The following is a 25,822-nucleotide window of genomic DNA, read 5'->3' as shown; positions in this document are numbered from 1 at the left end:
AGAGTGGTGAGGCGGAATGTGGAGGAAGACTGATGAAGGTTCACACACTCAGTCGTGCGGACGCACGGCGCATCGCGATTCGCGCGCAGCTCCTGCATGGTGAGCGGCCGACGGAGCTGACCTCCATGGTCCGGCATCTGACGCTCCTGCAGCTGGACCCGACCGCGGCCATCGCGCCGGCCGCCGACCTGGTGTCGTGGAGCAGACTCGGTGCGGCCTATGCGCCGGACCACCTGGTCCAGGTGCTCAAGGGGCGACAGCTCGTCGAGATCGGGGCGACCGTCCGGCCGGTCGAGGACGCGACGCTGTTCCGGGCCGAAATGGCGGAGATGCGGGACCGGCCGCCGACGGCCGACTGGGAGAAGCGGCTGCACGGCTGGCTCAAGGCCAATGACGCATGCCGCCGGGACATCCTCTCCCGCCTGGAGGCGGGCGGTCCGCTGCTCTCTCGCGACATCCCGGACACGTGTGCGTTGCCGTGGAAGTCGACCGGATGGACGAACGACCAGAACGTGATCCGGCTGCTCGGGATCATGGCAGATCTGGGAGAGGTGGCGGTAGCGGGGCGCCAGGGCCGCAACCGGCTGTGGGACCTGGCCGACCGGGTGTACCCGGACGCGCCGGTGCCTGACCCGCAGGAGGCGTTGCGGGAACGGAACGAGCGGAGGCTGCGGGCGTTGGGGATCGCGCGCGCCAAGTCGACCAAGGTGCCCATCGAGCCCTACGACGTCGGCGGCGCAGGCGAGGCGGCCGTCGTGGAGGGAGTCCAAGGGCAATGGCGTGTCGACCCCCTGTATCTGGGGCAGCCGTTCGAGGGGCGGACCGCGCTGTTGTCCCCCTTCGACCGTCTGATCCACGACCGCAAGCGCGCGATGGAGCTCTTTGATTTCGAATTCGGAATCGAGATGTACAAGCCCGCGGCGAAACGCCGCTGGGGCTATTTCGCGCTCCCGATTCTTTTCCACGATCGACTGGTGGGCAAGCTCGATGCGTCGGCGGACCGTAAGAGGGGCGTCCTCAGGGTCAACGCCGTCCATGAGGACGAGGCCTTCACGAAGAGGATGACAGCAGCCGTCGACGCGGAGGTGGACGCACTCGCCGAATGGCTCGATCTGGAGGCGGAACGTCCCTGAACGACGCATGGGGCCGATGGAAGGGAGAGGCGACATGGATGATCCACGCCGGAAATGCGTGGACCGGTCTCATTCGCATCTGTGGGCGGTGAGCGACCTCCACGTCGGGCACCCGGTGAACCGCGGCATCGTCGACGGACTGGCCGCGCAGCACCCCGACGACTGGCTCCTCGTCGCGGGAGACGTGGCGGAGTCGTCATCGCGGACACAGGAGGTGCTGAAGGGCCTGCGCAGTCGCTTCCGGCGGGTCATCTGGACGCCGGGCAACCACGAACTGTGGACGCATCCGCGTGACGAGGACCAGAGCAGGGGAGCGGAGCGGTACGCGGACCTGGTGGAGAAGTGCCGCAAGATCGAAGTGCTGACGCCCGAGGACGAGTACGTGATGTGGCGCGCCCCGGAGCAGGAATTCGTTATCGCCCCGGTCCATCTGCTCTACGACTATTCGTTCCGCGACCCCGGCACGGATCTCGACTCCGCGCTGGAGGCGGCATGGAAGGCGGGGCATGTGTTCAGCGACGAATTGCTGTTGCACCCGGATCCGTACCCGACACGGCAGGAATGGTGCCACGCCCGCGTCGCGTCGACCGAGAAGCGGTTGGCCGGGCTCGGAAGGGACAACCCGATCATCGTGGTTAACCACTACCCCCTGATCGAAGAGCCGGTAAGGCGCATGTTCTCCCCGCATCTGGCCATGTGGTGCGGCACGCGGCTCACTTCCGAGTGGCACAAGCGCTTCCCGATCCGTGCTGTCGTGCACGGTCATCTGCATATGCCGCGGTCGTCGGTCCATGACGGTGTCGCCGTCGAGGAAGTTTCCCTCGGCTATCCACGCGAGTGGGGGAACAGGGCGACAACGTTCGCACCACGGTCGATTGCCTGCGGAGTCGGTGCGTTTGGATCTTAGTACTCCAGCAGGAACAGCGAAGCGCTGCTGGAGTACTAAGACACAGGCGCTCCGTCCCGTCCCAGGTGCGACTCGACCGGAGAAGGGACACGGGACGAGGGAATGTTCGCGGTGCCGCCGGCTTTCCCGTCCTCCACCGAGGTGACGAATTTGCCGAGAAGCGCGGCGCGGGTGAGCTCGGCCTTGTTTCCCACGTCGAGTTTGACGCGTATGCGTTTCACGTAGGTGTCGACGGTGTGCTGGCTTATCCCCAGACGGGTCGCGATCTGGCCGTGCGTCCTGCCCTGGGCGATCTGGCTGAGAACCTGCTGCTCGCGTTCGGAGAGCGTGGGTTGGCCCGCATGGACTTTGCTGCCGGTGAGTTGGGGGGTGGTGCGCGGTGACTCTGCGCGACCGGCTGATCCGGCGGCGGCGAGCTGGACGGCGCGCACGATTCCGAACCCCGGCTCGCCTTTGCTGATGACCCCCGCCGCGCCGGCGTCGAAGAATTCTTCGCTGTTTGCGGTGAGGCCGTTGGTGAGGACGAGCACGGCCATCGACCGGGCGGCGTCCGTGACGATGTCGAGGTCCCCACCAGCGGCTGCGTCGGCGTCGATGACCGCCACGTCGGCGAGCCAGCAAGGCTCCTCTTCGGCCGTGGTTCGGGTGGCGACGATTCTGACCCCAGCCGCTGTGAGGATCTGGCTCAGGCCCAGGAGGAAGCACGGAGAGGTCACGAGCAGGTCTGTACGAATCATACGAATCCCAAGGAGGAAGGCTGCCACTGGCGGTAGCGCGCGATCGATGGACGTCAGGTGTGCCGGGTGATGCTCGGTGCGCTTGTCGCGGCGTGAGGTTCATCCGCGAACCGGGAGGTCTATTGGGGAGCATGGGTACCCCTGTGCGGACATGTCAACCTTCGGGTCTTCGGAGATGTGACCCGCGGAGCGTGCCTCACGTTACGCGGCCGAACGCCCTTGTCCGTATGCGAGTTGGGCGTGGCGTGTCTGCGGTGACGGTGCGTCCGGGCATATCCGCGTCCTATCTGCGGGCATGTCTCTCAGTGACCGGCCGTGCCGAATTCTATGCTCGGCGACGCCGCCAGAAGTGGGCAAATAGTTTGTCGCGCACCCATGAGGTGAGAGGTTGTCACTTGCCGGGGCGAGGGGCTAGCGTCGTGGTGCGTTTTCGGAACAGTCGATCAATAACAGTAGGAGACTGCGGAGATGGCCGAGGTTCTGCTTTTCCACCACATCCAGGGCTTGACCGACGGAGTTCAGGCGTTCGCCGGTGAACTGCGGCAGGCCGGCCACACCGTGCACACGCCCGACCTGTTCGAGGGCCGCACGTTCGGCAGCCTTGAGGAGGGGATGAGCTTCGCGCGCGAGACCGGGTTCGACACCCTCAGGGCGCGTGGTGTGGCGGCGGCCGATGGCCTGAGCCCGGAGCTGGTCTACGGCGGCTTCTCCTTCGGCGTGACCATCGCCCAGAAGCTTGCTCAGACGCGACCCGGTGCACGGGGAGCACTGCTGATGCACTCCTGCATCCCTGTCACGGAGTTCGGGACGTCCTGGCCCGACGGCGTACCGGTGCAGCTGCACGGCAAGGAAGGCGACGAGTTCTTCGAGGAGGACCTGCCGGCGGCACGCGAGCTGGCCAAGTCCGCTTCGGCGGCGGAGCTGTTCACCTATCCGGGCGATCAGCACCTGTTCACCGACGCCTCGCTCGACGCCTTCGACGCGGACGCCTCCAAGCTGCTGATGGAGCGGGTGCGGACGTTCCTCGCGGCGATCTGAGCCCCGCTGCGGACCGGCGTCCGGCCGCGCGCTGAACGCTGTGCGGCAGGGGCGGAAGCGCACCGCATCCTGGGCAGGGGCGGACCGGGCCTCGTCAGAGGCGTACGAGCATCTTGCCCAGGTTGCGCCCGCGCATCATGTCCAAAAAGGCGCGAGGTGCGGCGGGCAGACCCTCGGCGAAGGTCTCCCGGTACTGCAGCTCGCCGCAGTGCAGCCACCCGGCGGCCTCGGCGACGAACCGCTCCCGCAGGTGCGCGAAGTCGCCGGCGAGAAAGCCCCGGAGGGTGAGCCGCTTGCCCATGGCGAGCGCCAGGTTCCGGGGCGCTGCCGGAGGTTCATCGGCGTTGTACATCGAGATCGCACCGCACATGGCGACCCGCCCGTGCGGGCGCATGGCTCCGATGGCGACCTCCAGGTGCCGCCCGCCGACGTTGTCGAAGTAGATGTCGACACCGTCCGGCGCGGCGGTGCGCAGCGAACGGCGCAGAGCGCCGTCGTGGTAGTCGAAGGAGGCATCGAACCCGATGTCGCGGAGATACGCGACCTTGTCGGGGGAGCCGGCGGACCCGACCACACGCGCGGCTCCTTTCAGCCGTGCGATCTGTCCTGCCGCGCTGCCGACGGCTCCGGCGGCCGCCGACACGAACACGGTCTCGCCGGGGCACAGGGCAGCGACCTCCAGAATGCCGGCGTAGGCGGTGAGGCCGGGCATCCCGAGCACCCCGAGGTAGGCCGAGGGCGGGGCCAGATCGACGTCCACCTTCGTCGCGGCGTCCTCCGCCACCGTCGCGTACTCCCGCCAGCCGGCGTTGTGCAGGACGACATCGCCCGGTGCGAAGAGCGCGGACCCGGACTCGATCACCGTGCCGACGGCGCCGCCTTCCAGCGGACGTCCGATGCCGAACGGCGCCACATACGACGGGATTTCGTTCATCCGCCCGCGCATGTAGGGGTCCACGGACATCACCTGGTTGCGGACGAGCAGTTCACCGGCCCGCGGATCGGCCACCGCGACTTCAGCCATGCAGAAGTCGTCCGTCGACGGCCAGCCGAGAGGCCTTGAAGTCAGGTGGATCTCACGGCCCTTCATGAAACCCACGGTAGGTGTCGGCGCAGGATCGCCGTCGCCCCAGGTTCCTGTGACAGGACGGGACGCCCTGCCTGGCGTTGCCTTGTTTCAGTCGACCCGACACCCGGATACCGTCAGCGGTGCTGTCGCGTACGCGCGTGTGTCGCCCCTCGTGCTGGAGGTTCACCGTGGCGCCGAAGGAACAGCTCGTGGATGCGCACACCGTCTCCGAGCTGTTGCGGGAGCGTACGCGCGAGCGGCCCGACTCGATCGGCTACACCTATCTGAGCGACGGCGAGACCGAGCGGGAGACGCTGAGTTACGCCGACCTCGACCTACGGGCATCCGCGATTGCCGCCTCGCTTCACGCCGCGGGGGTCGAACCCGGGGAACGGGCACTGCTGTTGCTGGCGCCCGGACTCGATTACGTGTCCGCGTTCTTCGGCTGCCTCTACGCAGGAGTGGTGGCGGTGCCGTCGTATCCGCCCGACCCGTTCCGGCGCGAACGCACCCTGCCCCGGCTCATCGGTGTGGTGGGCGACGCCGATCCGGTCATCGCCCTGACGACGTCGGATCTCCTCATGTTCATCGACGATCTCGGTGAGCATGCGCCGCTCCTGCGGAAGCTGCGCTGGATCGCGGTCGATGCCGTGCCCGCGGAGACATCCGTTCCCGTCGTGGTCGACCCGGGGTCGACGGCCTTCCTCCAGTACACCTCCGGCTCCACGGCCGCACCGCGCGGCGTGATGGTCTCGCATGCGAATCTGCTGCACAACCTCGGCATGATCCAGAGGTACTTCGGCACCGACTCCGACAGCCAGGCGCTGATCTGGCTGCCGCCCTACCACGACATGGGGCTGATCGGCGGGCTGCTGCAGCCGTTGTACTCGGGCTGTCCCGTGACGCTGCTGTCGCCGCTGCACTTCCTTGAGCAGCCGATGCGTTGGCTGCGGAAGATTTCGAGCCTCGGCGTCAGCGTCAGCGGGGGCCCCAACTTCGCCTACGAGCTGTGTGCCCGCCGTGCCACTCCGCAGGATGTGGCCCAGCTCGATCTGAGCTCATGGAAGGTGGCGTTCAACGGGGCCGAACCGACCCGCCCGGAGACACTGGACCGGTTCGCCGCTGTCTTCGGGCCGGCGGGATTCCGGGCGGACGCCTTCCTGGCGTGTTACGGCCTCGCCGAAGCCACACTGATCGTCAGCGGCACGGAACGGGGCAAGCCGGTGCCTCGCGTCCACGTCGACCGCGACGCACTGGCCGGAAACACAGCCTCCTCCGGTGCGGGGCCGGACGTAGCGCTCGTCTCCTGTGGCTCCGGCCCCGCGGACCAGGAGATCGCGATCGTCGAGGCCGGGACCGGGCAGCGGTGCCCCGATGGCGTGGTGGGAGAGATCTGGGTGACGGGGCCGAGCGTCGCCCCCGGGTACTGGCGTCGCCCTGAGGAGACCCGGCGCGTGTTCGGCGCACGCATCGCGGGTGAGGACGCCGGCTATCTGCGGACCGGTGATCTGGGGTTCCAGCTGGAGGGGCGGCTGGTGGTGACCGGGCGGCGCAAGGACCTGCTCATTGTCCGCGGCCGGAACCACTATCCGCACGACATCGAGTTCACGGCGGAGCACGCGCACCCGACGTTGCGGGTCGGCTGTTCCGCGGCGTTCCAAGTGCCCGATGACTCCGCCGAAGAGCGGCTGGTCCTGGTCATGGAGGTGCGGGGGGCGTCCGAGGCCGTCGACGGCGCCGAGATCACCGCCCGGGTCCGTGAGGCGGTGGCCCTCGTCCACGGTCTGCGAGCCCACACGATCATGTTGGTGGGCCGGGGCACGGTGCCGAAGACCTCCAGCGGCAAGGTCCAGCGCAGCCTGTGCCGCGCGCGCTACCTGGCAGGCGAGCTGACGGAGATCGCGCCGCACGTGCCTGCGGCCCGCAGGCACGCGGCCGATGTACTGCCGGGCTCCGGCGATGATGTGGAGTACCGGCTGCGTGTCCTCGTCGCACAGCTCGTCGGCGTCGCGCCGGACACCCTCGACGTGCGAACCCCGCTCCTGGCGATCGGCCTGGACTCGCTCGCCCTTGTCACGCTGCAGCACCGGCTGGAGGCCGAGTTCGGGGTCACGGTGCCGCTCGGCCAGGTGCTCGCCGGCGGGGCCATGGAGGGGATTCTCGACCAGATCGCCGACGGCGGCTCACCGCATGGTCCCGGGGCGGTCGGGGCGGTCGGCACGGGGGAGCACGGGGGTGGAGCCCCGGCGCGGGCCGTGGACGCGGTCGGCAGGACAGAGGCACCGCTGTCGCACGGCGTGCGGGAGATCTGGCTGATGCAGCAACTTGAGCCGGAAAACCCCGAGTTCACCGTCGCCACCGCCCTGCGTCTGCCGGAGTCGGTCGATCTCCACGCGCTCCGGAGGGCCCTGAGCGCTGTCGTCGCCCGGCACCCGGCGCTGCGCACGACGTTCGAGGTACGGGACGAGGACCTGGTCCAGGTCGTTCATCCGGAGCGCCCGGTCACCGTCGAGGTGCACGACATGCCGGAGCTGGACGAACGGGCCCTCACGGCACACCTGACCACCGTGGCGAGCACTCCGATGGACCTGGTCACCGGACCGCTCGTGCACGTCGGCCTCTACCGCTCCTCCGGCGACGAGGTGCTGCTGGTGCGGATGCACCACATCATCACGGACTTCTGGTCGAGCGCGCTCCTCGCCCGTGAGATGGGCGCCTTCTACAGCTCCTACGCCGCCGGCCGGGAGCTGTTCCTGGCGCCGCCACGAGCGACCTCTCTCGACGTGTCCGCCTGGCGCAACGCAGTCCTGTCCGACCACGCACGCGTGAGCCGCATGGAGCGCCACTGGCTCGACCAGCTGTCGGTCGGAGCGGGCGCCGCATGGCCGCGGCTCACCTTTCCGGCGGGTGACGGGCCCAGGGCCGACGGGCCGGGGGCCGACGGGCCGGGGGCCGACGGGCCGGGGGCCGACGGCGGTGCGATCGAGTTCGCGCTCTCGGCAGAGCTGACGGACGCGCTGCGCACCCGTGCGGCTGCCGAGCACGTGACGGTGTATGTACTGCTGTTGGCTTCGTTCATGGCGGTGCTGCACCGGATCACAGGGCAGCACGACCTGGTGGTAGGAACGCCCATGGCGGGCCGCACCCGTCCCGAGTTCGCCGACGTGGTCGGATGCTGCGCGGGCACCTCGCTGATCCGCTGCCGGGTGACCGACGCCATGCCGTTCACCGTACTGCTCACCCGGGTCCGACAGCAGGTCATCGGTGCGCTGGAGCACCAGGACTATCCGATGTCCCTGCTCCGCGAACGCCACGGCGTCGGCGGGCGCGGTCATCTCGTGGATGTGCTGTTCACCGTCAACCAGGCGCCCCCGCGCCCGGCCGGCACCCCTGGGGACCAAGGACAGGAGACACCGCGGCCGCCGGGCACCGCACACCACACCGACGAGCTCGCCGCGCTGGCCCAGGTCGGCCCCGCGGCGGTCCAGGGCCGGTTGGGATCCCTGCCGGTCGAGAGGTTCCGGCTGCCCGTCGGCGGTGGTGCGGTCCCCGTCGAGATCGTGATCGCCGAGGTGTCCGGCACCGCGCACGGTCTGCTGCGATTCCGCGCGGGCTCGGTCGACGCGGCCGCGGCCGGCCGCATGGTGCAGGACTACCTGGCGGTTCTGGACCGGGTCGCCGCCGACCCGGACGTGACGCTGGCCGGCCTCGGCGAGACGGAGGCGTAGTCAGCTGCGGATCGCCGAGAGCGTGGCCGAGATCTCGCGGGTGAGGGCGCGGGATCCCGTCTCGGAGAGCATCCAGTGGTCGGTCTTCAGCTCGACACTGCGGAAGAGCCGCTGAGTCTGCGCCGCCCAGCGGGGCTGCTCCGCCGCGGGCACCGTCGGGTCGTCCGCTCCGCGCGCCGTCAGAATCGGGACGGGGAGCGCCGCAGAGGCGGTGTGCACGTAGCGGTCGAAGATGTCCCAGTCCGCACGCATGGGCCGTTCCAATAGGTCGAGGAGGTCGTCGTCGGCCAGGAGCGCGTCCGGCATCCCGCCCAGCGCGGCGGTACGCGCGAACATGTCCTCGCGGGAGAGCCTGCTGGTGCCGGTGTCCGGAATGAGTTCCGGCGGTCGGCAACTGCAGATCACGAGCAGCCGCGGATTCGCACACGGCAGACGCACGAGCAGACGCGCGATCTCGAAGGCGACAAGAGATCCGGAGCAGTGCCCCAGCAGACCGTAGTCACCGGAGAAGGCGGCGAAGTCATCACGCGTCGCCGCCTCTTCGATCTCGGCCAACAGCGCATCCATCGTGTGGTGCGGCGCCTCGCGGACCCTGCGTCCACGCCCAGGCAGCAGCGCCCCGGTCACGGCGATGCCCTCCGCCCCAGCCGCTTCGCGGAGCGAGTGGAACAGCGTGGGTCCCGCCGCGATGTGCGGAAAGGCGAACAGCTCGAATCCGTCGGTTTCCCTCCGATAGGGAAACAGCTTACCGATGGGCGACATCAGTGCTCCCTCTGCTGGCGGCATCCGGGTACGCCCAGTCAACCCGGCCTGTGCACAGGACTCCTGTCGGGTGTTCGAGTGACACACCTGCGACGTACGCGAGCCGGTACCCGTTTTCTGCGACGTCACCGAGGGCCGGGGCCGCCCTTACCGTGAACGCCGTGGCCTCTCATCCTTCGCCCCATGCATCCGACCGGACAGACGTGACCCCCGCGGACGGCGCGCACGTCGCCGGGGACGGTCCGGCGCCTTCCCGGTCCGCCGTCGAGGAGGGCATCGGCGGGATCTTCCGCGACATCCTCCGGCGCGACGACGTAGGCGTGCTCGACGACTTCTTCGATCTCGGGGGAAGCTCGCTCATGGCGGTGCGGGCACTCGGGCAGATCCACGAGCGCTACGGCGTGCGCGTCCGGGCCATGGACTTCTTCGAGTCCCCCGCGGTGGCCACCCTCGCGCAGCACGTGATGGACGCAGCGCCCGCCCAGTGGCCCCAGGTGAGCCGGCGGCCCGCGGGAGCCGATCCCGTGCTGTCCTACGACCAGCAGCGGCTCTGGCTTGAGGACCAACTCCTGCCGAGCGCTGCTTACCATGTGCACGGCAGGCAGCGGCTCAGCGGCGCCCTGGACCTGGCAGCCCTGGACGCCTCGCTGCGCGCCATCATGGACCGGCACGAGGCGCTGCGCTCCCGGTTTCCCGTACAGGACGGCCGGACGATACAGATCGTCGACGCACTCGCGGACGACTGGCATCTCCGGTTCGAGGACGTGCGTGCCGAACCCGACGGTGAGGCCAGGGCGCGCGAGCTGATGGACGCCGATGCCGCCGCGCCCTTCAGCCTCGAAACCGGTCCCCTGGTGCGCTGTCTGGTGATCCGGGTGGGCGAGGCCGAACATGCGCTGAGCATCACCGCACACCACATCGTGTGCGACGACTGGTCGGTCGGTGTCTTCGTGAAGGAACTGTCCGACCTGTACGCGGCAGGCGGCGATCCGGAGCGGGCGGATCTGCCCCGGCTGGAGGTCCAGTACCGGGACTTCGCCGTGTGGCAGCGGCGGTGGCTGACCGGCGAGTACCTGCGGCGGCAGGTCGACTACTGGCGCGAACATCTCGCCGGCGCCCCGGCCGCGCTGGCGCTCCCCAGCAGGCGGCGCGGCACACCGGACGATGTGCCGACCGGCGGACGGGTGTCCGCCGCGCTCTCGGCAGCCGACACGCGTGCGCTCGGCGAGCTGTGCCGGAAGGCGGACGCGACCGCGTTCATGGCGCTCCTCGCCGGGTTCGGGACGGTTCTCAGCCGCTGTTCGGGCCAGGAGGACGTGGTGATCGGGGTGCCGATCACGGGGCGGTCCGACGCCCGGTTGCAGAACCTCATCGGCTTCTTCGTCAACACGCTTCCGTTCCGCCTGGACCTCAGCGGCGACCCGACGTTCGCCGAGGTTCTCGCCCGGGCCCGCAAGGCAGCGCTCGGCGGCTACGCCCATGCGGAAGCACCACTGGACCTGCTGGTCGGTGAGCTCCCCGCCACTCGTGTCCCGTCCCGGACACCGCTGTTCCAGGTCATCCTGAACGGGGTCGACACGCCTGAGGTCCATCCGCTCGCAGGCACTACGGGGGAGGTGCTGGACACGCCGACCCGGCCCAGCAAGTTCGAGCTCACCCTGAGCGCGCGCGAATGGGACGGCGTCCTCCGCTTCGATCTGGAATTCGATGCGAACCGCTACGAGCGGGACATGATCGAGCAGCTTCTGGACCAGCTGATGGTGGTCCTTCGCACCGCGACGCGCGCTCCTGACCGCCCGTTGGGGGAGTACCGGCCGGCCGTGCCCGGTGAGCCGTCCGTCACGCTGGTGCCCGGACCGACGGAGGACACGACCACCACGGACTCCGCACCGCCCCGTGGGCTGCTGTCGGCCGCCGAGCCGGACGCGGTGGCGGTCGTCGACCGCGACGGCGAGTGGACCTACCGCCGCATCGACGCGGCGGCGGACGACGTCGCACAGGCGCTGACCCGCCACCTCCCCGTCCACGCCCCGGAACGCCGGCCCGATGACGCCGACCGCCACGTCGTCCTCGAATGGCGGCCCACGGCTCTCTGCGCGGCCGCACTCCTGGGGAGTCTCCGGGCCGGAGTCCAGGTGACACTGGATCGCTCGGGCGATGCCCGAGGTGTCTCCGACGGCCTGACCGTACGAGCCGACGGCTCCGGCATCACGCTGCGGCGCGGGGCGGACGAGACCTGCGTCATCGACCCCGGAAAGCCGCCGAGTGCCGGGACGGAGCCGGGCACCGACACCGTGGTGCCCGGTTCTCGCCCCGACTGGGCGGTGGCACGGTACGGGTTCGGCGCTCACGATCGGTTCGCCGTACTCTCCGGCTCCACCCACCATGTGATCTCGGCGCTCCTTACCGCCTTCGCCGCGGGAGGGACCGTGGTGCTGGTCGACCACTCGCCTGCCGTCGGAGCGAGAGCGCTGGCCGCCGAGTTGGCCGAAGCCGGCGTCAGCGTGCTCTATGCGGCGCCCGCGGTGTTGCGGACCCTGGCGGGCTTCTCCCTGCCGGCCCTGCGCCACGTCCTGGTCGAGAACGCGGGATCGTTCGTGCCCCAGGATGTCGTCGCAGTACGCCGGACGGCCCCGGAGGCGCGGTGCACAGGTCTCTACGGCGTCGGGCCCGACGGTCGTCCGGCGGCGCTGTACGACATACCGGATGAGTGGGCTGTGGACACGGCGCCCCTGCGCGTTCCTCTCGGCCATCCCGTTCACGGCACCGTTCGGCTCGTGCGACGAGGCGGGCAGGAAGCCGCGGTCGGCGAGGTCGCCGAACTTCGCGTCGGGGACAGCTGGAACGGGGAGTTCGGGCGACGCTGGGCCGACGGGACGCTCGAATTCGTCGCCATGGCCGGCAACGATCCGTCGACCGATCCCCTCCAGGTCACGTGTGCGCTGCGGGAACTCCCGGGCGTCGTCGACGCCCTCGTCGTGGACGCGGCGGCAGCCGGAGCAGGCACCGGCTTCGTCGCCTATGTCGTCACCGATGACGGAGAGTTCGATCTGGCCGCGGCGCAACCGCGACTTGCGGCACGGCTGCCCGACACCCTGCTCCCGCGGCATCTCGTGGTGGTGGAGGGGCTGCCGTTGACTGCTGACGGCGAGTACGACCTCGCTGCCCTGCCGCGACCGGAGTCGAGCGAGACAGCCGACGGGTATGTCGCCCCGCGTACCCCCCTGGAGCGGCAGCTTGTCGACATCCTGGCGGCGCTCCTGGAGGTCGACCGCGTCGGTATCCATGACAGCTTCTTCGAACTGGGCGGATTCTCCCTGCTCGCGACTCAGCTGAACATCCAGATCAGGGACACCGTCCGAGTGGACCTCACCCTGCGCGACATCTTCGCCTCGTCGACGGTCGAGATGCTGGCGCAGCGCATCGCGTTCCGGCAGGCAGAACAGGAGCCGGCGGAGGATGTCGAGGCCCTGCTGAGCGACCTGGAGTCGGAGGCGTCCCGCCGGGCCTGAGGGCTGAGGCAGGACCCGTGCGCTGGGCTCGGACGTGTGACCGGGGCGGCTCCCTCCGGACCCCGGTCACGCGGGAAGGTCAGAACGTGAAGGTCCGTACGGCGATGGTCTGCCCCGACAGCACCGGCCAGCCGGTCCAACTGGCGTTCGACGGGAGCCGAGGGGCGTGGACACCGGCCGGGAGGCCGGAGGTGAGTGACACGGCGCGGATGCGCAGGGGGCCGCTGCCCTCGGACCGGATCGTGAGGTCCATGCCCTTGTCGGAAGGGGCCGCGTAGCGGAATCCCCAGCCCCAGGGTTTGGTGAGCGAGGTCCTGCCCGCATCGATGTCCACGCCGTCGACCGTGGCGCCCCGCACCATGTGTGTGGCGGTGTTCGCGAACACGTCCACCAGATAGGTGTCGTCGGGAACGGTCAGGCGAAGGTGTACGGTGCGCCGGCCGGTGACGCGGTCGATGTCGTCGGGGGCGGTACGCCTGATGCGGGGTTCGGGAACATCGGGGGCTTTGAGCGCTCGGCCGTGGTGGAGCGGCACCCCCGCGAGGGACGGTATCCGGTCGTTCAGCTGCTCGGGTCCGTCGTCCAGCAGCCGCCCCACAACTGGCTGCTCCCGCCCGCCGCGGCTGAGCCAGCTGGCCGTTCCGGTGTCGGACTCCCAGGCATACGCGAGGCTGACCGGGCGCGGGTTGCTGTCGGTGTACCCGTTCATGGAAGCGGCGACGGCCGCCGCTGCCGTCGCGCTGACGAGCAGGCCCGCCCCGAGCGCCGCGCGGACGCGGCGGCTCGGCGAAGGCTCGACGAGGGGGAGTGCCGTGGCGGCGAGCAGCGTCACCATCAGCAGGGGAGCAGCGCCCAGCCCGAGCCCGACCGCGGTCGTCACCAGCACCGAGACCGGGGTCAGGAGCACGGTGGCGGGCAGGGCCGAAGCGGCGGTCGCCAGCGGATGCAGCGGGGAGTGCCGGCCGGCATGCAGCGTCGCGGCCACCGCACCCAGACCGATCAGGGCCGGCCAGGTGAACAGATAGGCGCCCCCGGGGAGGAGCACGGCGCTGATCAGGGCGAGCGCCACGAACCAGCCGAGTACGCCGGTGCTCGCCTCCACGGACGACATACGGCGTCGCGCCCACCGGTACCAGAGGAGGAGGACCGCCACCATCAGGAACGACGCCGCCAGAAGATAGGGCCCCGGGTGATAGACGGCCCCGACGCCGAAGGTGAACGCGGGCTGGAGCGTGCTCAGCATCCACCATCCGCCGAAGCCGACCCCCACGGCCGCGAGGAGCACAGCGGTGAGCGAGCCCGCGGCGAGCCCGGCGCGGGAGGGACGCAGTCCGTGACGCCGGCCGCGGATCAGGACCAGGACGAGGGCCCCGAGTGAGACGAGGGCCAGGGGCAGGGTGAGCCAGCCCGGGTAGGAGATGACGGTGCCGAACAGGGAGAAAAAGGTGCCGTCGGGTTCGTCCTCGGCGAGGTCGGCGGCACCCAGCGAGCGCACGGCGGCGAGGGCCGTGTCGCCCATGTCCTGCACGCTTCCGGCGTTGACGTGGGCGATGTCGTCGTGGGCGGTGTGGTAGCGGGCGACACCGCCCATGAAGGCGAGGTTGATGCCGCGCATGCCGTCGCCCGCCAGGACGGTGAGGTCGGTGTCGTTGGGGAGCAGGCTGTACAAGGCGCTCGCGAACGACGTGGTCACCGCGTGGGAGTCGGCGACCGCAGAGGTCAGACCGCCCTTCATCTGGAACATCAGGGCAGGGCCGGACACCCCGCGGGCTTCCAGGTTCACGACGGCGACGCGGTGGGGGTCGCCGGCGACTTTCGACTGGACGAACGCCCGGGCGCCGAGCAGACCGGGCTCCTCGGCGTCGGTGAACAGCACGTCGATGTCGTTGCGCGGCTGCGGCATGGAGCCGAGCGCACGGACGATCTCCAGGACGGCGGCGACATTGGAGCTGTCGTCACTGGCTCCGGGGCCGTTGGGCACCGAGTCGTAGTGGGCGACCAGAAGGACCCGGCCGGTCGGCTTCGAACCCGGTATGCGGGCGTAGATGTTGTGCACCCGGGCGAGTGTCGGGTAGCCGCCCGACGGTGTGCGGGATCCGACCCGCGTCTGCACGGTGGGCCGGACGCCGAGGCTGCGCAGCTCACGGACGAGGTAGGCGCGTACGTCGGCCTCGGCCGCGGAGCCGGCGGGGTGCGGCACCGCGGCGATGCCATGGATCCGCGCGAGAGCACGCTCCGCGGAGAACTCCGTCCGGGATGCGGAGGCCGGCTTCGGCTGAGGAGTCCGCAGGGACCAGACGCTCGCCGCGCCCAGAAGCAGCAGCACGAGCACGACCGTGAGGGACACCGCGCGCCGGTGCCACGTGGTGGGCGAGGGGCTGTCCTGCGTGGCCGGGGGCGGCGGTGTCTGCTGCTGGGTCGTCATAAGCGTTGCTGACCTGTCGTCAGAGAGCACGGTCCTGTCCTGGGCCAATGATCTGGCAGCCGTCGCGGGCGCGAGCACTCCCCGGTTTCAGGGACTCCTGGGGCAGAACGCCCATGCCCGGCCCGGCCGGCGACTGAGCTGTGAAAGGGCGACTGTGCTGTGAAAGGGGGACAGCCCGGGCCGCACGGACACCGCTACGGTGAGATCACGTTCCTCGCCGACGCGCGGCCGCCGGCCGACAACGGCGGGCGACCACGAGGGAGAGGGGCCCATGCGGCTGCGGAGTCAGACGGTCGAGCAGGGCGACTCGCCCATCAGCGCTGCCTACGACCTGATCGACGGGCACCTGGGGGAGGGAAAGCTGCTCGATCTCGCGCAGGCGGCACCGCAGTATCCGCCGGCTCCGGTCGTCAGCGAGTACGTGGCCGACCTCGTCCGTCGGGGAGGCGGCAGTGAGTACACGGAGGTGCCCGGACTCCCGCAGCTGCGGGCCGCGACGGCCGAGGACCTGAGCGAAGCGTACGCAGGGCGAGTGGCCCCGGAGAACGTCGTCGTCACCGCGGGGTGCAACCAGGCGTTCTCGCTGGTCGCCTCGGCGCTGGCCGGCCCGGGCGACGAAGTCGTGCTGGCGCTGCCGTATTACTTCAACCACGACATGTGGCTCCGCATGAACGGCATCACGCCGGTGTACCTGGAGCCCGACGAGGACCTGGTGCCCCGCGCGGTACGGGCCGAGCCGCTGATCACCGGGCGGACGCGCGCGATTGTGCTGATCACCCCGGGGAACCCGACGGGGGTGACGATGCCGCCCGAGGAGATCGCCGCGTTCGCGACGTTGGCGGCACGGCACGACATCGCCCTGGTGGTGGACGAGACGTACCGCTCGTTCCGGAGCACCGACCGGCCGGCGCACGACCTCTTCGCCGACCCGGCCTGGACACGGACCGTGGTGAGCCTTCACTCGTTCTCGAAGGACCTTGCTCTGCCCGGCTATCGGGTCGGGGCCGTCGTGGCGTCGGCCGAGCTCAATCGTGAGGTGTGCAAACTCCTCGACTGTGTGGCGGTCTGCGCCCCGCGGATCGGTCAGGAGGCGGCGTGGGCGGGGCTGACGAAGGCCGGCCGGTGGCGGACCGAGCGTGCGCGGGAACTCGCACGCCAGAGGGCGTGGCTGACCGAGGCGATGGCCGAGCGCCCGGGTGGGTTCGAACTGCTGTCGTGCGGTGGGTTCTTCGGCTGGCTCAGGCACCCCTTCGCGGATCGTTCGACGGAGGACGTCGTGGGTAGTCTCGTGCGCGACCACGGCGTGCTGGTGGTCCCGGGAACCGCCTTCCTGCCGGAGGACCGCCGGACCCTGCGCGTGAGCGTCAGCAATGCCGATCCTGCGGCCATCTCCGAACTCGTGGTCCGTCTGCGGGACATGGGGGCCGCAGGGCCCCGGCCGGCGTAGATCCAGGAGCCGGTGTCCTGGCTTCACGTGACAGTGCAACGAGGGGGCGCGCCGGTAGCTTGCCTCTTGTCCGAAGCTGTCGAATCCGACTGGTGAGGCACCATGAATCCGTTCGACGATCCCGACGGCACCTTCCATGTGCTCGTGAACGACGAGGAGCAGTACTCCCTGTGGCCGACGGCGCTTGAGGTTCCGCCCGGGTGGAGCATCAGCCACGAGGCGGACACACGCCAGGGGTGTCTCGACTACATCGAGGTGACCTGGACGGATCTTCGGCCGCGCAGCGCCCGCCGTGACGACGCCGGAGCCGGCAGGGAACCGGCGCGGCGCGGCGGAGGCGCTTAGTGGACACCAGCATCTTCTTCTTCTCCGCGGAGGCGGAAGCGGGAGGGGGCGCGGATCCGTACGCGTTGGTGAAGGCGGTCGCCGCCCGCATCGACGACAGCGCGATGTGCGGGCTGTGGACGCCCGAACGGCACTTCAACGTCTTCGGCGGTCTGTACCCCAACCCCTCGGTGCTGGGTGCGGCCCTCGCCGTGTCGACGAGCAGGGTGGCGATCAGGGCCGGCAGCGTGGTGCTGCCCCTGCACGATCCCGTGCGGGTCGCCGAGGAGTGGTCGGTGGTCGACAACCTGTCGGCGGGACGTGCGGAGATCGCCTTCTCCAGTGGATGGCACGCCAACGACTTCGTGCTGGCGCCGCAGGCCTACTCCGGGCGAGTCGAATCCCTGGACGACGCCATGGACCGGTTCACGCGACTGTGGCACGGGGACGCCGAGAAGCGCAGCGACGGCAACGGCGACCAGATATCGGTCACGACGTATCCGCGCCCGCACCGAGCCGACATTCCCTTGTGGATGTCGGGCCAGTCCGAGACGACGTTCCTGCACGCGGCGCGGCGCGGCACGGGGATCGTCACGAACTTCACCGGCAGACGCTTCGACGATCTCGAACGGAGAATCGCCCTCTACCGTTCCGCGTTCGTGCCGTCCCGTCACACACCGAGCCCGCGGGTCGGTCTGATGCTGCACACGTACATCCATGACGATCCGCGTGCCGTCGCGGACGCACTTGACTCGTCCTACGAGGCCTATATCCGCCGCCACCTCGACCTGCAGCTGCAGAACGAGGCCGCCGACATCTCGGCAGCCGATCTGGACGACATGGTGGCCACGGCCAAGGGCCGGCTGCGGGGCGGCGGTGGTCTCGTCGGCGACAAGGCCGCCTGCGCGGAGCGCATCCGCCGCTTCGGTGACATCGGCGTCACCGAGATCGCCTGCCTGGTCGACTTCGGCATCGACCCGGAGCTGGTGCTGGAGAGCCTTGACAATCTTGACGATGTCGCGTCGTCAGTCCAGTGATTGGGGGAGCAGTGGAACTGCCACTCGCGAAGCTCGAAGAATGGATGCGGCGCTACTACCACGCGGTCGACCACGACATCGGCAGCAGCGGAGTCCGGGACCTGACCGTCGGCGAGCTGTGTCACATAGCCGACTTCGACCTGGCCGAACTGGCGGACCTTCCCTTCCACGACAGTGAGCCCCTGGGAGGGCGGAATCTGCGCGCCGCGCTGGCCGACCGCTGGACCGGCGGCGACAGCGAGCGCGTGATGGTCACCCACGGGTCCAGCGAGGCGATCTGGCTCGTCATGCAGACCCTGGTGCGCCCCGGTGACGATGTCATCGTGGTGGATCCGGCCTACCAGCAGCTGCACGACATCGCGGTGGCCCGCGGCTGCCGCCTGCGCAGGTGGGACCTCTCCAGCGGCGACGGCTTCGCCGCCGACACGGACCGGCTCCGGAAGCTGGTGGCAGCGGAGCGGCCACGCATGATCGTGGTCAACTTCCCGCACAACCCGACGGGCATAACCATCACCCGCGAGCAGCAGGACGAGCTGATCGAGATCGCGGCCGCCGCCGGCGCATGGCTCGTGTGGGACAACGCCTTCGGCGAACTCACCTACGAAGGCGACACATTGCCCCTGCCGCACGACCGGTACGCACGCAGCCTGTCCTTCGGTACGTTCTCGAAGAGCTACGGCCTGGCCGGCATCCGCACCGGATGGTGTCTGGCGCCCCCCGAGATGCTCACAGAGATGGCGTACCTGCGCGACTATGTGGCGCTCTACGTCTCACCGGTGCTGGAGTTCTTCGCGGAACGGGCCGTCCGCAACGCGGACCGCATTGTCGCCATGCAGCGCGCACATGCCGGTCAGAACCGGGAACTCCTGCTCGCATGGGCGGGCGAGCACCCCGACCGCGTGCGGCTGACACCTCCCGCCGGCGGCGTCAGCGCGCTCGTCGAACTGCGCGGCGTTCAGGACGTCACCGAGGTGTGCCGCCGGCTCGCCGAGGAGTACCGCACGTTGCTGATTCCCGGGGAGTGTTTCGGGGACGCGTACCGCAACCACGTCCGGCTGGGCTTCGGAGGCACCCGTGCCGAACTCACGGCGGGACTGGCCAACCTGGATGTACTGCTGAAGTCGTAGGTCCGGCGGGGGCTCCCTGCCGGACCTACGACCGGGAGCGCTAGTAGATGACCCGGTGGTCCGCGGCAGGGCGCCAGGCCCGCGAACCGCGGAGGTTGCGCGTGATGTTCAGGCGCTTGAGCCAGCGATCACTGCCGTCGTAGCGGGCCCGGAAGGAGTTACGGCCGTGCACTGCCCGAAAATTGTCGATGAAAGCGCAGTCGCCCCGTTCGAGGGCGATGCCCTTCATCTTGGATTCGATCTCGTCGCACAGCCCGGTATAAGCCGTCAGCGAGCGTTCGGTCCAGCCCTCGGTTTTCATGTGGTAGGGGTCGAGAACCATATAGGGATTGGCCCGGTCACCGAAAAGGACGGGCCGCTTGACGGGGTTCGCGTTCCACGACTCGATGGTCTTGAAGCTGCCCTCGCGCAGCCGCTGGATGGTGGGATCGCCCGTTGATGTCGAATTCACGGGCAGGTGGGAGTTGTCGGGCATCTGGGTGAAGGCGGGCTCGAAGAGCGCGTCGACATCCAGGCCGGACCAGTCGAGATCGCCCGCGTCGCAGACCGTCGTCTCGACGGCATCGGGGTTCTTCAGGCACATCAGGGCGACGTAGTCGCCGCGGCAGGGGTGGAACGCGTCCTCGGTGTGCCAGGACAGGTGCTGAAGGCTGTTCGAGCCGAGCTCGTAGTGTTCGTGGCCCTTGATGGGCAGGACATCGTGCATGATCCGGCCGTCCTGCTGGGTCGCCCAGCCGAACACGTCGCCCAGCACCGAGGCGCACAGCAGGAAGAAGACCTCGTAGCGCAGCGTGGGCGAGCCGACGTGGCTGCCGCGCCAGTGCCCCGGTGTCGGCCCGATCTCCTCCTCGTCCACCTCGAAACCGGAGACCAGACAGAGGGCCGCCGGCTCCCGCAGCCGGTGGTCCTCAAGGAACTCCAGAAGACGCGCGGGCAACCTCCGGGCGAGCAGCGGAGCCTGGCGCAGCAGAACCGGGTCCTCGATGGTGGTCCACCGGGCAGTGATGTCGCTGAGCAGCGGGGCAACTGCTGTACGGTCGTGCGCCGTCAGCGTGAGCTTGTTCATTGCCCTTCCTTCTTCCGCGGCCGTTCGCGGCGAGTTCATGAACGCGTAGAACAGGAAAAAGCGTATGAGCACACACGACGACGGCGGACGTGCCCAATACAAGGGACAAGTAATCCGCGCCCTCCCAAAATAGGGTCTCCAGCGTTGATACCGATTCGGAATCCGTGATATCGGCAGACGAGGGAATCCGTGACCGCGAACTTGACCTTGATGGAAGTCGACGCTCTGACCGACCCCGATGGTCGCCTGAATCTGACGGACGGGCATGCGCGTCTGGCGTTGTCGCCGGAGCAGGCAGCCATCGTCGCCCGCATCCCGGAGATGTTCGCGATCACCACCCGTCGCGCTTTTCCGTCCATCGAGGAAGCGGCGCACACCGCCTTCCTCGGTGCGATCGGACAGCGCACGGCACCGATCGGGACCGGCCGCATCCTGAGCTGCTACTCCTCGACCCTCGCCACGGACATCGTGGCGCGGGCGCTGCCGGCGGGAGCGACGGTCGCCGTCCTGCATCCGACGTTCGACAACATCGCCGACCTCTTCCAGACCCGGGGTCTGAAACTGGTCCCGCTGCACGAAGAGGCGCTGCTCAACCAGGACTGGCCGGGGTCGCCCGTGAGCGCCGTCGTCATCACCATGCCGAACAATCCGACGGGTCTGGTCACCCCGGAGGGCCATCTGCGCTCGCTGGCCGAGCACGCCGCACGGCACGGCCAGACGGTGATCGTCGACGCCAGCTTCCGCGGCCAGGTGCGCGACGCGCAGTACGACACCTACGCCGTGCTCGATGCAGCGGGCGCGGACTGGATCATCATCGAGGACACCGGCAAGTTGTGGCCGATGCACGAGTTGAAGATCGGGATGCTCGCCTACAGCGAACGCACCACGCTCCCGATCAGGCGCGCCTTCTCCGAGTCGATGCTGGCCGCGTCACCGGTGGTGCTGCAGCTGGTCGAGGCGCTGGCAGGAGACTGGGCCGACGGCGGCTACGAGCGCGCCCGCGCTCTCGTCGAGCGCAACCGCAGCGCGGTGCGCGAGGCGATCGAGGCCGCCGGCACCGAACTCGCCGATCCCCACTCCCAGATCAGTGTGGCGCGGGTCGCGCTGCCGGAGGGCGGCCCCGACTCATCGCAGCTCTACCAGGACCTGAGGGCGCGCGGGGCACACGTGTTGCCCTGTGCCCCCTTCTACTGGGCCGATCCCGCGAGCGGCCTGCGCAGCATACGTATGTCGCTCGCGCGGCCGTACGAGGTCGTCCACACCGCAGCGGCGGCTCTGGCCGACGCCTACTCGTCCCGGAGGTGAGCGGTGACCGCCGCGACGATGGACTTCGAGATCTGTCCTACGCGCCGGCCCCGGCCCGCCGCTGAACGGGACGCGGTGTTGGAGGAGCCGGGGTTCGGGCAGACGTTCACCGATCATATGGTGACGTTGCGCTGGTCCGCCGAGCGCGGTTGGCACGACGGACGCCTGGAACCCTACGGGTCGTTCACGCTGGAGCCCGCGACCTCGGTCTTCCACTATGGGCAGGCGCTGTTCGAGGGGATGAAGGCATACCGGCAACCCGGCGGGGCGGTCACGCTGTTCCGTCCGGAGGCGAACGCGGCACGGTTCAACGCGTCGGCGCGGCGCATGGCGATGCCCGAACTGCCACCGGAGATCTTCGTCAGGGCCGTCGAACTGCTGGTGTCCCACGATCGCGACTGGGTGCCTGAAGGGGCCGGCAGAAGCCTCTATCTGCGCCCTTTCATGATCGCGACAGATCCCTCGCTGGGTTTCACCCACCCGTCGCGCACCTTCCTGTTCTGTGTGGTCGCCTCGCCCGCCACCGCGTACTTCGGCGGAGGACCGCCCAAGCCGCTGGCGGTCTGGCTGTCGACGAACTTCACGCGCGCGGTCCGCGGCGGAACGGGCTGTGCCAAGACGGGCGGCAACTACGCGGGCGCCTTCGCCGCCGGGCTGGAGGCGACGGCCCACGGGTGTGACCAGGTGGTCTGGCTGGACGCCATGGAACACCGCTGGGCCGAGGAGATGGGGGGAATGAACCTGTTCTTCGTCCACACACCTCGCGACGGACGACCGCGGTTGACGACCCCGCCTCTGACGGGCACGTTGCTGCCGGGCATCACACGGGACTCGCTCCTCACCCTGGGGCCGAAACTGGGCTATGACGCGGCCGAGAGCCCGATCTCCATCGATCAGTGGCGCGAGGAGTGCGCGTCCGGTGAGCTCACTGAGGTGTTCGCCTGCGGAACGGCCGCCGTGATCGCCCCGGTCGGCACCGTGAAGTCGGAGAGCGGGCAATGGAAGGTCGCCGACGGCGCACCGGGTCCGGTCACCCTCCGGCTGCGCCGGGAGCTGCTGGGGATCCAGCACGGTTCGGCGCCCGACCCGGAGGGCTGGGTCCATCATGTCCGCTGAACTCAGGGCCCGTGCGCACGAGCCGCGCTGCATCCACGAGATGGTCGGCGAGCAGGCCCGCCGCACACCCGGCGCGATCGCCGTCAGCCACGGGGATCTGCGCCTCACGTACCGCGAACTCGACCTGCGCTCGGCGGCACTGGCACGGCGCCTGGGGAGCGCCGGGGTGGTGCGCGGCGACACCGTCGTGGTGCTGCTCGACCGGTCGATCGACCTGATCGTGGCACTGACGGCCGTGCTGCGGGCCGGCGCGGCCTATCTCTATCTGGACCCGGCCGAGCCCATCGGCCAGCGGGAGCGGATCCTGGCCGACACCCGCGCCCGATACGCCGTCGCCCACAGCGATTCCGCCCACCGGATCGACCTGCCGGTCGTGCTGAACATCGACGACGACGAGCCCGGGGCATCTCCGTCCGTCCCGGCCGACGAGGACGACCGAACTCCCGTGGACAGCCCGGCGTACGTCTGCTACACGTCGGGCTCCACCGGCGACCCCAAGGGCGTGGTGGTCTCGCATCGGGCGGTCTTCCGCCTTGTGGACGACCCGTCGTGGATCGATGTCCGCGACGACGACGTGTTCTTCCAGCTCACCCGCGTCGGTTTCGACGTGTCCACCTTCGAGATCTGGATGCCCCTCGTACGAGGGCTGAGGCTGGCCCTGGGGCCGCCGCTGCGCGCCAACCTGGATCTCGCCGATCTGGCCGGGACCATGCGCGCCGAGGGCGTCACCGTGCTGTGGCTGACGGCGGGGCTGTTCCACCAGATGGTGATGCACCACCTGGAGGGTCTGGCCGGGATCCGGCATCTGCTCGCCGGCGGGGACGTGCTGTCCCCGGCCCACGTCAGGCGGGTGATGACCGCCTACCCCGACCTGATCTTCACCAACGGCTACGGGCCGACCGAGAACACCACCTTCAGCACCTGCTGGACCACACGCGATCCGGGTTCGGCGCCCACAGTCCCGATCGGCGTCCCGATCGACGGCAGTTCCGCAGTGGTCCGCGGCGACGACCTGCGGCCCGTGGCCGACGGGGAGACCGGCGAACTGTGGGTAGGCGGAAGCGGGGTGGCGAACGGGTACCTGCACCGCGGGGCGGAGACCGCGATGCGCTTCGTCGCCGACCTCGACCCGGATGCGGCACCGGGCAGCCGGATGTACCGCACCGGCGACCTGGCGCGATGGCGGGCCGACGGCACCCTTGAGTTCCTCGGCCGGGTGGACCGGCAGCTGAAGATACGCGGCTACCGCGTCGAGCCGAGCATGGTGGAGTCGGAGATCCTGCGCCTCCCCGGCGTCGCGCAGGCAGCCGTGGTGCCCCGCACCTACGGGGCGAGCGATACGCGTCTGATCGCGTACGTGGGCGCCGGGGGCGACCCGTCGACCTGGCCCGCGTTCAGCGCCTCGCTGCGGGAGCAGCTGCAGGCGGGACTGCCGGCACATCTGGTCCCGTGGGCGATCGTCGTGCACCCCGAGCTGGCGCTCAACCCGAACGGGAAGGTGGACCGTTCGGCGCTGCCGTCGGCGAAGATCCCGCGGAACGTGTGGAACGAGTACGTGGCGCCCAGGGACTCCGTCGAGGCGCGACTGGCCGAGATCTGGAGCGAGGCGCTGGACATCGAGGATGTCGGGGTCGAGGACAACTTCTTCGACCTGGGCGGGCACTCCCTGCTGGCCGCCGAGTTGCTGGCCGCGCTGCCGGAGGAGTTCGACTCGACGCTGCCCGCACGCACGCTGTACCTGCGACCGACGATCGCCGAACTTGCGAAAGAGCTCCGCGGCAGCGCGGAGGAGTCGAATCCAGAGAGGACCACGGATGCATCGGCTCAGTAAGAACGAGGTCGACTCGTCCGCAGAACCGGCCGCGGGCTGTCCCGTCGGTGCGGCCGCCGCCGGTCTGGCGCACTCAGCGGCCTTCACCGAGATGGGATTCCGTGGAGTCTGGGCGCGGATGCGCGAGGAGGACCACCTGGAGTGGACCCAGGTGGACGACCACAACGGATTCTGGTCGGTGGTGACGTACGCCGATGTGGAGCGGGTGCTGCGGGACGCCGCCGCCTTCACCTCCGAGCGCGGCACGATGATCAATATCCTCGGGGTCGAGGACCCGGCGGGCGGGCGGCAGATCGCCGCCACCGATCCGCCGCGGCACACCGTCATGCGGGCGCGCCTGCAGAAGGCGCTCGCCATCAAGTCCATCGAGAAGCAGCAGAGCATGATCAGCAGCCTGGTCGACGAGGCGCTGGCACCGCTGGCCGCCGACGGCGGCTTCGACTTCGCGGAGGCGATGCTGGCCCTCCCGGTGGCCATCGGCGGCCAGTCCATGGGGCTGCCGCGTGCGGACTGGCCGCGGCTGGGCGAGCTCCTGGTCGCCTCGGTCGCCGCCGACGATCCCGCGTACCAGAGCGAGGCGGGCACTCAGGCGACACTGGACGCCGCCCATCGTGAACTGTTCGCGTACTTCCAGGACATCTACCGCGAGCGGCGCCGCAACCTCGGAGACGACCTCATCAGCGTGCTGATCACCACCGAGGTGGACGGACGCACCATGACCCCCGGTGAGGTCATGTCCAACTGCTACAGCGTGCTGCTCGGAGCGGTCGTCACGACGCCGCACGCCCCCAACTACATGATGACCGAGCGCATCGCCGACGGAACCCTCAGCCGGTGGGCCGAGGACATCACCGCCACCCCGACGGCCGTTGAGGAGGCGCTGCGCCTGGGCTCACCCGTCAGCCACTTCATGCGCTACGCCGTCGACGACGTGGTGATTCGCGGGACGCGCATACGGGCGGGCGAAGCCGTGGTCAGCTGGCTCGGCGCGGCGAACAGGGACAGTGCGGTGTTCCCGGATCCGGAGCACTTCGACATCCGCCGGCGCCCGAACAAGCATCTGGCCTTCGGAATCGGCCCCCACTACTGCGTTGGGCACACCGTCGCGCGGGTCACGCTGCGCACCCTGTTCAACGAGCTGCTGACGCGGTTCACGGCGTTCGAGCCTGCCGGGGAGCCCGAGCGGCTGCGCTCCAACTTCGTCTCCGGCTACCGGAAGCTGCCGATCACCGCGTCGCCTGCCCACGCAGGCTGAGTC

General features: G+C 69.6%; 18 protein-coding genes. 13 read left to right on the top strand and 5 right to left on the bottom strand.

The features are described 5' to 3' along the window. Positions 1-32 precede the first annotated feature (32 nt). On the top strand, positions 33-1,133 hold the full coding sequence (locus OG385_RS34490) for a crosslink repair DNA glycosylase YcaQ family protein (protein WP_266861829.1): 1,101 nt from the start codon (positions 33-35) through the stop codon (positions 1,131-1,133). A gap of 34 nt (positions 1,134-1,167) precedes the next feature. Then, the gene (locus tag OG385_RS34485; protein WP_266861827.1) at positions 1,168-2,040 is read left to right on the top strand and encodes a metallophosphoesterase; all 873 of its coding nucleotides are present in this window, start codon (positions 1,168-1,170) and stop codon (positions 2,038-2,040) included. 35 nt (positions 2,041-2,075) lie between these two features. On the opposite strand, the gene OG385_RS34480 is transcribed toward OG385_RS34485, so the two are convergent. Beyond that, positions 2,076-2,804 carry a response regulator transcription factor gene (locus OG385_RS34480; RefSeq protein ID WP_266861825.1) on the bottom strand — a complete coding sequence of 243 codons (729 nt, stop codon included), beginning with the start codon at positions 2,802-2,804 and terminating at the stop codon, positions 2,076-2,078. A 441-nt stretch (positions 2,805-3,245) separates the two neighbouring features. On the opposite strand from OG385_RS34480, the gene OG385_RS34475 reads away from it, so the two are divergent. After that, positions 3,246-3,815 carry a dienelactone hydrolase family protein gene (locus OG385_RS34475; protein ID WP_266861823.1) on the top strand — a complete coding sequence of 190 codons (570 nt, stop codon included), beginning with the start codon at positions 3,246-3,248 and terminating at the stop codon, positions 3,813-3,815. A 94-nt stretch (positions 3,816-3,909) separates the two neighbouring features. Here the strand turns inward: OG385_RS34475 and OG385_RS34470 are convergent, their stop codons facing one another. Continuing rightward, on the bottom strand, positions 3,910-4,905 hold the full coding sequence (locus tag OG385_RS34470; RefSeq protein ID WP_266861821.1) for an NADP-dependent oxidoreductase: 996 nt from the start codon (positions 4,903-4,905) through the stop codon (positions 3,910-3,912). Between the two features lie 188 nt (positions 4,906-5,093). Here OG385_RS34470 and OG385_RS34465 point away from each other — a divergent pair, with 188 nt between their 5' ends. Next, positions 5,094-8,612, top strand: coding sequence for an AMP-binding protein (locus OG385_RS34465; protein ID WP_266861819.1), 3,519 nt, complete (start codon positions 5,094-5,096; stop codon positions 8,610-8,612). Here the strand turns inward: OG385_RS34465 and OG385_RS34460 are convergent, their stop codons facing one another. Further along, on the bottom strand, positions 8,613-9,374 hold the full coding sequence (locus tag OG385_RS34460) for a thioesterase II family protein (RefSeq protein WP_266861817.1): 762 nt from the start codon (positions 9,372-9,374) through the stop codon (positions 8,613-8,615). Between the two features lie 203 nt (positions 9,375-9,577). On the opposite strand from OG385_RS34460, the gene OG385_RS34455 reads away from it, so the two are divergent. Continuing rightward, positions 9,578-12,886 carry a condensation domain-containing protein gene (locus tag OG385_RS34455; RefSeq protein ID WP_266861816.1) on the top strand — a complete coding sequence of 1,103 codons (3,309 nt, stop codon included), beginning with the start codon at positions 9,578-9,580 and terminating at the stop codon, positions 12,884-12,886. Between the two features lie 79 nt (positions 12,887-12,965). Here the strand turns inward: OG385_RS34455 and OG385_RS34450 are convergent, their stop codons facing one another. Continuing rightward, positions 12,966-15,311, bottom strand: a complete 2,346-nt coding sequence (locus OG385_RS34450; RefSeq protein ID WP_266861814.1) for a M20/M25/M40 family metallo-hydrolase — start codon at positions 15,309-15,311, stop codon at positions 12,966-12,968. Between the two features lie 271 nt (positions 15,312-15,582). Here OG385_RS34450 and OG385_RS34445 point away from each other — a divergent pair, with 271 nt between their 5' ends. The 4 genes from OG385_RS34445 to vioD all read left to right on the top strand — a co-directional run bounded on the left by OG385_RS34445 (position 15,583) and on the right by vioD (position 19,246). After that, entirely contained in the window at positions 15,583-16,758 is a 1,176-nt protein-coding gene (locus tag OG385_RS34445; protein WP_266861812.1) for an aminotransferase, read from the top strand. A gap of 102 nt (positions 16,759-16,860) precedes the next feature. Continuing rightward, positions 16,861-17,103 (top strand): MbtH family protein, encoded by a 243-nt coding sequence (locus tag OG385_RS34440; RefSeq protein ID WP_266861810.1) that lies wholly within the window; start codon positions 16,861-16,863, stop codon positions 17,101-17,103. Further along, a complete protein-coding gene (locus tag OG385_RS34435) occupies positions 17,103-18,119 on the top strand; it encodes a MupA/Atu3671 family FMN-dependent luciferase-like monooxygenase (RefSeq protein WP_266861808.1) in 1,017 nt (338 codons plus the stop codon). Before OG385_RS34440 ends, OG385_RS34435 begins: the two co-directional genes overlap by 1 nt. 11 nt (positions 18,120-18,130) lie before the next feature. Further along, complete coding sequence (gene vioD / locus OG385_RS34430; protein WP_266861806.1) at positions 18,131-19,246, top strand: capreomycidine synthase; 1,116 nt, start codon at positions 18,131-18,133, stop codon at positions 19,244-19,246. 40 nt (positions 19,247-19,286) lie between these two features. Here the strand turns inward: vioD and vioC are convergent, their stop codons facing one another. Beyond that, positions 19,287-20,312, bottom strand: coding sequence for an arginine beta-hydroxylase, Fe(II)/alpha-ketoglutarate-dependent (gene vioC / locus OG385_RS34425; protein ID WP_266861804.1), 1,026 nt, complete (start codon positions 20,310-20,312; stop codon positions 19,287-19,289). Positions 20,313-20,522: 210 nt separating this feature from the next. Here vioC and OG385_RS34420 point away from each other — a divergent pair, with 210 nt between their 5' ends. Genes OG385_RS34420 through OG385_RS34405 form a run of 4 tightly spaced genes read left to right on the top strand, consistent with a single transcriptional unit; the run spans position 20,523 to position 25,819 of the window. Then, a complete protein-coding gene (locus tag OG385_RS34420) occupies positions 20,523-21,617 on the top strand; it encodes an aminotransferase class I/II-fold pyridoxal phosphate-dependent enzyme (RefSeq protein ID WP_266861802.1) in 1,095 nt (364 codons plus the stop codon). Between the two features lie 18 nt (positions 21,618-21,635). After that, on the top strand, positions 21,636-22,733 hold the full coding sequence (locus OG385_RS34415) for a branched-chain amino acid aminotransferase (protein WP_266862174.1): 1,098 nt from the start codon (positions 21,636-21,638) through the stop codon (positions 22,731-22,733). Continuing rightward, positions 22,723-24,564 (top strand): non-ribosomal peptide synthetase, encoded by a 1,842-nt coding sequence (locus OG385_RS34410; protein ID WP_266861800.1) that lies wholly within the window; start codon positions 22,723-22,725, stop codon positions 24,562-24,564. The genes OG385_RS34415 and OG385_RS34410 overlap by 11 nt, the downstream gene beginning before the upstream one ends. Then, positions 24,548-25,819: a cytochrome P450 gene (locus OG385_RS34405; protein WP_266861798.1), complete on the top strand. Its 1,272-nt coding sequence runs from the start codon at positions 24,548-24,550 to the stop codon at positions 25,817-25,819. The genes OG385_RS34410 and OG385_RS34405 overlap by 17 nt, the downstream gene beginning before the upstream one ends. Positions 25,820-25,822 lie beyond the last annotated feature (3 nt).

It is taken from the genome of Streptomyces sp. NBC_01306 (genome assembly GCF_026340465.1).
Lineage (GTDB): Bacteria > Actinomycetota > Actinomycetes > Streptomycetales > Streptomycetaceae > Streptomyces.
The sequence above is the reverse complement of the archived record's forward strand: the minus strand, read 5'-3'. Positions and strand labels throughout refer to the sequence as shown.

Excerpts from the sequence above, each read along its gene's own strand:
- OG385_RS34460 (WP_266861817.1), bottom strand. The coding sequence starts at position 9,374 with ATGTCGCCCATCGGTAAGCTGTTTCCCTATCGGAGGGAAACCGACGGA.
- OG385_RS34490 (WP_266861829.1), top strand. The coding sequence starts at position 33 with ATGAAGGTTCACACACTCAGTCGTGCGGACGCACGGCGCATCGCGATT.
- OG385_RS34470 (WP_266861821.1), bottom strand. The coding sequence starts at position 4,905 with ATGAAGGGCCGTGAGATCCACCTGACTTCAAGGCCTCTCGGCTGGCCG.
- OG385_RS34475 (WP_266861823.1), top strand. The coding sequence starts at position 3,246 with ATGGCCGAGGTTCTGCTTTTCCACCACATCCAGGGCTTGACCGACGGA.
- OG385_RS34405 (WP_266861798.1), top strand. The coding sequence starts at position 24,548 with ATGCATCGGCTCAGTAAGAACGAGGTCGACTCGTCCGCAGAACCGGCC.
- OG385_RS34420 (WP_266861802.1), top strand. The coding sequence starts at position 20,523 with ATGGAAGTCGACGCTCTGACCGACCCCGATGGTCGCCTGAATCTGACG.
- OG385_RS34445 (WP_266861812.1), top strand. The coding sequence starts at position 15,583 with ATGCGGCTGCGGAGTCAGACGGTCGAGCAGGGCGACTCGCCCATCAGC.
- OG385_RS34410 (WP_266861800.1), top strand. The coding sequence starts at position 22,723 with ATGTCCGCTGAACTCAGGGCCCGTGCGCACGAGCCGCGCTGCATCCAC.
- OG385_RS34415 (WP_266862174.1), top strand. The coding sequence starts at position 21,636 with ATGGACTTCGAGATCTGTCCTACGCGCCGGCCCCGGCCCGCCGCTGAA.
- OG385_RS34440 (WP_266861810.1), top strand. The coding sequence starts at position 16,861 with ATGAATCCGTTCGACGATCCCGACGGCACCTTCCATGTGCTCGTGAAC.
- OG385_RS34450 (WP_266861814.1), bottom strand. The coding sequence starts at position 15,311 with ATGACGACCCAGCAGCAGACACCGCCGCCCCCGGCCACGCAGGACAGC.
- OG385_RS34485 (WP_266861827.1), top strand. The coding sequence starts at position 1,168 with ATGGATGATCCACGCCGGAAATGCGTGGACCGGTCTCATTCGCATCTG.
- vioC (WP_266861804.1), bottom strand. The coding sequence starts at position 20,312 with ATGAACAAGCTCACGCTGACGGCGCACGACCGTACAGCAGTTGCCCCG.